General features: G+C 75.8%; 1 protein-coding gene. It reads left to right on the top strand.

What is annotated here, in order from left to right; genetic code table 11:
* On the top strand, positions 1-285 hold a 285-nt coding region (locus RM445_RS32815), incomplete at both ends, for a hypothetical protein (RefSeq protein WP_311560628.1).

The following is a 285-nucleotide window of genomic DNA, read 5'->3' on the forward strand; positions in this document are numbered from 1 at the left end:
GCGACGCCGACGCGCTGGTGGCGCCGGTCAACGCCGACAACCTCGTCACCGCCCGCCTCGCCACCGCCGGCCCGGTGACCGCGGCGACCGACCGCGACGACCGGGCGAGGCGGGACGCGACCCGCACCGTGCACACCGACACCGAGGGCGTCGTGGTGGTGGAATCGTGGACGGTGCACGGCGGCGGGCACGCCTGGTACGGCGGCAGCCCGGTCGGCTCCTACACCGACCCGATGGGACCCGACGCGTCCGCGGAGATGATCCGCTTCTTCCTCGCCCACCCCC

Source organism: Pseudonocardia charpentierae, assembly GCF_031845345.1.
GTDB lineage: Bacteria > Actinomycetota > Actinomycetes > Mycobacteriales > Pseudonocardiaceae > Pseudonocardia > Pseudonocardia charpentierae.